We start from the raw sequence: 4,412 nt of genomic DNA on the forward strand, positions 1-4,412 counted from the left end.
GACCGCACCGCCCCGGGCCGGTGCGGTCCGCACCGACGCTCCGGTCCGGCGGGTCGGCTCCGGCGGTGGCTCCGGCGGTCCGTCCCCGGTGGAGTCACCCGGTCGCCGTGGCCTCGTCCTCCCGCGTCGCGGCGTGCCCGGACGCCGCCGGGCCGGCCATCACGAGGTGCGCGTTGGCCTCCGCCTCGCGCTCGAAGCGGTCCCCGGGGTCGGAGACGTTCAGCCCGGCGCCGTTGTCGGTGCCGGCGACCGGTCCTTGACGCTGCTGGATGACATGCGTCAGTTCGTGGGCCAGTGTGTGCTTGTCCGCCCCGCCCTCACCGACGACCACATGGCTGCCGGAGGTGTACGCCCTCGCCCCGACCTCCGAGGCCGAACGCTGGGCGACGGCGTCCGTGTGGAGGCGTACGTCACCGAAGTCGGCGCCGAGCCGGGACTCCATCTCCGCGCGCAGCGGCCCGTCGAGCGGGCGGCCGGCGGATCGCAGGACGGCGTGCACCGCGGACCGCTGGACCGACGGGCCGTGGCCGCAGTCCGCGTTGTGCTCGTGCCGTTCCTCGCCGACGGCGCGGGCCACGGCGGCGTTGCCCGCCGCGCGCTGCAGTGCGAGGATCCCGGCGGCACCGGCCGGCAGGTGCGCGGTGGCCGGCACCGCCGCCCGGGGAGCGGTCTTGCCGGGCTGTCTGTCCTGCGCGTGCACGAACACTCTCCCTCAGCCGGTGGGCACACTTCCGGCACAGGTACCGCGGGAGCCGGCCGCCCCGGAAGGTACTCGGGGGCAGACATGGGGGCAGAGGGGCGCCGTTGCCCCTGCGGGCAACGGCGATGCCCCCGATCGGGTACCGGGGGACGTTTCGGGGACGCGCTTCGCGCGTGAGGGTGAGAGGCGTCCTGTCTCGTACCCCGAGGAGAGCAGAGCATGCCCTCGTATCTGTCGCCCGGCGTCTACGTCGAGGAGGTGGCCAGCGGCTCGCGTCCGATCGAGGGAGTGGGCACCTCGGTGGCGGCCTTCGTCGGGCTGGCGCCGACCGGCCCGCTGAACGAGCCCACGCTGGTGACCAACTGGACGCAGTACGTGGCTGCCTTCGGCGAGTTCACCGACGGGTACTACCTCGCGCACTCCGTCTACGGCTTCTTCAACAACGGCGGCACCGCCGCCTACGTCGTACGCGTCGGTGGCAGCCCCGGCGGCGTGGCCGGCGAGTCCGGCGGCCCGGCCGCGGTGACGGGCGCGGGTGCCGCCCCCGCCGCGCTGCCGCCCGGCGAGCCCCAGCAGCTCGGCACCTTCACGGTGTCGGCGATCGCGCCCTCGCAGAGCGGCGGAGGGATCGCCGTGGAGGTCGCGGACCCGGAGGGCGAGGGCCCGGCCGAGCGCTTCCGGCTGATCGTCAAGGACGGCGACAAGGTCGCCGAGACGTTCGACGTGACCGCCAAGAAGGGCGGCCGCAACTACGTCGTCACCCAGGTCAAGGAGCGGTCGCGGCTCATCGCCGTCCAGGAGGCCGCACCCGCCGGGCAGCTCGCGCGGCCCGAGAACCAGAGCGTGGCGCTCGCGGCCCCCGCGGCCGCCGCCCCGGCCGCCCCGGCCGGGCGGACGAGCGGCCACCCCGGCCCCGCCGAGTACCTCGGAGACTCCGCGGACCGCACCGGGTTCGGTGGTCTGGAGGCCGTCGACGAGGTGTCGATGGTCGCCGTGCCCGACCTGATGGCCGCCTACCAGCGCGGCGCGATCGACCTGGAGGCCGTCAAGGCCGTCCAGCTCGGTCTGATCGCGCACTGTGAGCTCATGGGCGACCGGGTCGCCGTCATCGACCCGCCGCCGGGCCTGAACGCCCGCGGAATCCGGGTGTGGCGCCAGGAGACCGCCGGCTACGACTCCAAGTACGCGGCCCTGTACTACCCCTGGATCAAGGTCTTCGACCCGGCCACCGGCCAGACCCGGATGGTGCCGCCGAGCGGCCACGTCGCCGGCATCTGGGCCCGCAACGACTTTGAACGGGGCGTGCACAAGGCCCCCGCGAACGAGGTCGTGCGCGGCGCCGTCGACCTGGAGATGCAGATCACCCGCGGCGAGCAGGACCTGCTCAACCCCCTGGGCATCAACTGCATCCGTGCCTTCCCCGGCCGCGGGATCCGGGTTTGGGGTGCCCGCACCCTCTCCTCCGACCCGGCCTGGCGCTACCTGAACGTGCGCCGGTACTTCAACTACCTGGAGGAGTCGATCCTGATCGGCACCCAGTGGGTGGTGTTCGAGCCGAACGACCAGGCGCTGTGGGCGAGGATCCGGCGCAACGTGTCAGCCTTCCTCGTCAACGAGTGGCGCAACGGTGCCCTCTTCGGCGCCCGGCCGGAGGAGGCGTACTACGTCAAGTGTGACGAGGAGACCAACCCGCCGGAGTCGGTCGACCTCGGCCGCGTCATCTGCGAGATCGGCATCGCGCCGGTCAAGCCCGCCGAGTTCGTGATCTTCCGGCTCGCGCAGTTCTCCAGCGGCAGCGGGGAGCTGGAGGAATAGGGCGCCGTACGCGGCAGGCGCCGGGGCGGGCGTCCCGCCCGCTCCGGGGCGCCCGCCGACCACCCCCTACCCCGCCGACCGCGCGCCCGCCAGGGCACCGAGGCACGGGGCCACGGGACACGGGACGCGGGGACACAGGGCCGCGGGGACACGGCAGCCGCACTGCCCTGGCCCCTGCCCCGTCCCGCCGCACCGCCCCGTCAGCACCGCCCGCACCCCCGCAGAACCGCATCGCCACACCGCTAGAAGGACGGACAGGACCTCATGAGTCTCCAGCCGGGTGACGCCCTCACCTCACACAATTTCGGCCTCCAGATCGACGGCGTCATGGTCGAGTACCTCGCCGAGGTCAGCGGCCTGAGCATCGAGCAGGACGTCATCGAGTACCAGCAGGTCTCGGCGCAGGGCAAGCCCGTGACGAAGAAGATGCCGGGCGTGAAGAAGGCCGGCACGTGCACCGTCGTGCGCGGCATGACCCAGTCGGCGGCCTTCAACCAGTGGATCACCGAGTCGATCGCCGGCGCGATGGGCACGGCCCGCAAGAACGCCACGATCATGGTGATGGACTATCAGAACAACCCGGTCAAGCGGTACAACATGCGCAACGCGTGGTGCAGCAAGATCGACACAAGCACGGTGAAGGCAGGCGAGGCGTCCGCGCTCACCGAGACCGTGACCATCACGTTCGAAGAACTGGTCATCGAGTAATGCGCCGTACGGCTCCCATGCCGCCCTCGGCCGCGGCGGCGGTGCCCGAGCCGGGCACCGCGCCGCAGCCGGGTCCCGGGCAGGGCGCGCAGCCGGTCCCGGAGCAGGGGCCCGGGTCCGCCGTCCACGCGCCGGCCGCCCCGCACCCGGCCGCCGAAACGGCGGCGCAGCGCCTGCGCACCGAGTTCGAGTTCGAACTTCCCCGCGGCTACGTCGACGAGTCCGGCACCGTGCACCGGCACGGCGTGATGCGCCTCGCCACCGCCCGCGACGAGTTGATCCCGCTGCGGGACATGCGGGTGCAGGAGAACCCGGCGTACCTGTCGGTGGTGCTGCTCGGACGCGTGATCACGCGGCTCGGCACGCTGCCGCTGGTTCACGACGGGGTGGTGGAGAACATGTTCGCCTCCGACCTGGCCTTCCTTCAGGACTTCTACCGGCAGGTCAACGCCGAGGGGCACACCCGGGCCGGGGTGACGTGTCCGCACTGCGAGCAGCCGTTCGAGGTCGAACTCGGCGGGAGCCGCCTGGGGGAATCGTGACGTACGCGACCGACCGTATCCACGAGGAGATCGCGTACATCGCCTACCACTTCCACTGGAGCATGGAGGAGATCCTGGACCTCGAACACCGCGACCGGCGCCGGTACACCGAGCAGATCGCGGCCCTCGTCGCCCGCGCGGCGGGGGAGGGGTGAGGGGACCATGGGCTTCCTCGACCGGCTGAGGGGCGGCGCCCGCCGCAGTCCCGAGGCCGCTCCGCCCGCCGCGGCGCCGCGCCGCACCGGGGCGGGAGCGGACGGCCACACCCTCCCGGGTCCGGCAGGTGCCGTGGGTGCGGGTGCGGGTGCGGGTGCACGGGGTGCTGCCGGTGCTGCCGGTCCCGCCGGCACGGAGAGCGGCGCACCGCGGGCCGGGACCGTGCCGAACGCCGTACGTACCGCCGCGTGGCCCGAGCTGCCGCCCATCCAGCGGGCCACCACAGGGTCGGCGGCCCCCGTCGCCGATCCCGGATTCGGGGGACGGCTGACCACCTGGCAGAACCCGTCCTTCATGGGGACGCTGAACCACGCGGTCCTCGACGGGGCGCCGGGCGGGCTGGTCAAGGGCGTACTCGCCACCTCGGCGGAACCCGCGTCCGGGCTCGAACTGCCGTCGCTGACCCTGCCGGTCGCCACCGGGCCCCAGGC

General features: G+C 73.3%; 6 protein-coding genes. 5 read left to right on the forward strand and 1 reads right to left on the reverse strand.

Annotated features, from left to right (window positions below):
• Nucleotides 1–94 precede the first annotated feature (94 nt).
• Nucleotides 95–700 carry a DUF4157 domain-containing protein gene (locus GUY61_RS35235; RefSeq protein ID WP_398958055.1) on the reverse strand — a complete coding sequence of 202 codons (606 nt, stop codon included), beginning with the start codon at nucleotides 698–700 and terminating at the stop codon, nucleotides 95–97.
• A 219-nt stretch (nucleotides 701–919) separates the two neighbouring features.
• Here GUY61_RS35235 and GUY61_RS35240 point away from each other — a divergent pair, with 219 nt between their 5' ends.
• The 5 genes from GUY61_RS35240 to GUY61_RS35260 all read left to right on the forward strand — a co-directional run.
• Nucleotides 920–2,515: a phage tail sheath subtilisin-like domain-containing protein gene (locus GUY61_RS35240; RefSeq protein ID WP_166634392.1), complete on the forward strand. Its 1,596-nt coding sequence runs from the start codon at nucleotides 920–922 to the stop codon at nucleotides 2,513–2,515.
• Between the two features lie 264 nt (nucleotides 2,516–2,779).
• A complete protein-coding gene (locus tag GUY61_RS35245) occupies nucleotides 2,780–3,223 on the forward strand; it encodes a phage tail protein (RefSeq protein WP_166634393.1) in 444 nt (147 codons plus the stop codon).
• On the forward strand, nucleotides 3,223–3,765 hold the full coding sequence (locus tag GUY61_RS35250; RefSeq protein ID WP_166634394.1) for a hypothetical protein: 543 nt from the start codon (nucleotides 3,223–3,225) through the stop codon (nucleotides 3,763–3,765). Before GUY61_RS35245 ends, GUY61_RS35250 begins: the two co-directional genes overlap by 1 nt.
• Nucleotides 3,762–3,920, forward strand: a complete 159-nt coding sequence (locus tag GUY61_RS35255) for a DUF6760 family protein (RefSeq protein ID WP_166634395.1) — start codon at nucleotides 3,762–3,764, stop codon at nucleotides 3,918–3,920. The genes GUY61_RS35250 and GUY61_RS35255 overlap by 4 nt, the downstream gene beginning before the upstream one ends.
• 223 nt (nucleotides 3,921–4,143) lie before the next feature.
• Nucleotides 4,144–4,412: hypothetical protein (locus tag GUY61_RS35260; RefSeq protein WP_398958061.1), on the forward strand; the 269-nt coding region annotated here is incomplete at its 3' end.

The sequence above is a fragment of the Streptomyces sp. GC420 genome, from assembly GCF_009916105.1.
GTDB lineage: Bacteria > Actinomycetota > Actinomycetes > Streptomycetales > Streptomycetaceae > Streptomyces.

Bases quoted from the DNA above. Each gene is read 5' to 3' on its own strand.
- GUY61_RS35245 (WP_166634393.1), top strand. From the start codon at position 2,780: ATGAGTCTCCAGCCGGGTGACGCCCTCACCTCACACAATTTCGGCCTC.
- GUY61_RS35240 (WP_166634392.1), top strand. From the start codon at position 920: ATGCCCTCGTATCTGTCGCCCGGCGTCTACGTCGAGGAGGTGGCCAGC.
- GUY61_RS35250 (WP_166634394.1), top strand. From the start codon at position 3,223: ATGCGCCGTACGGCTCCCATGCCGCCCTCGGCCGCGGCGGCGGTGCCC.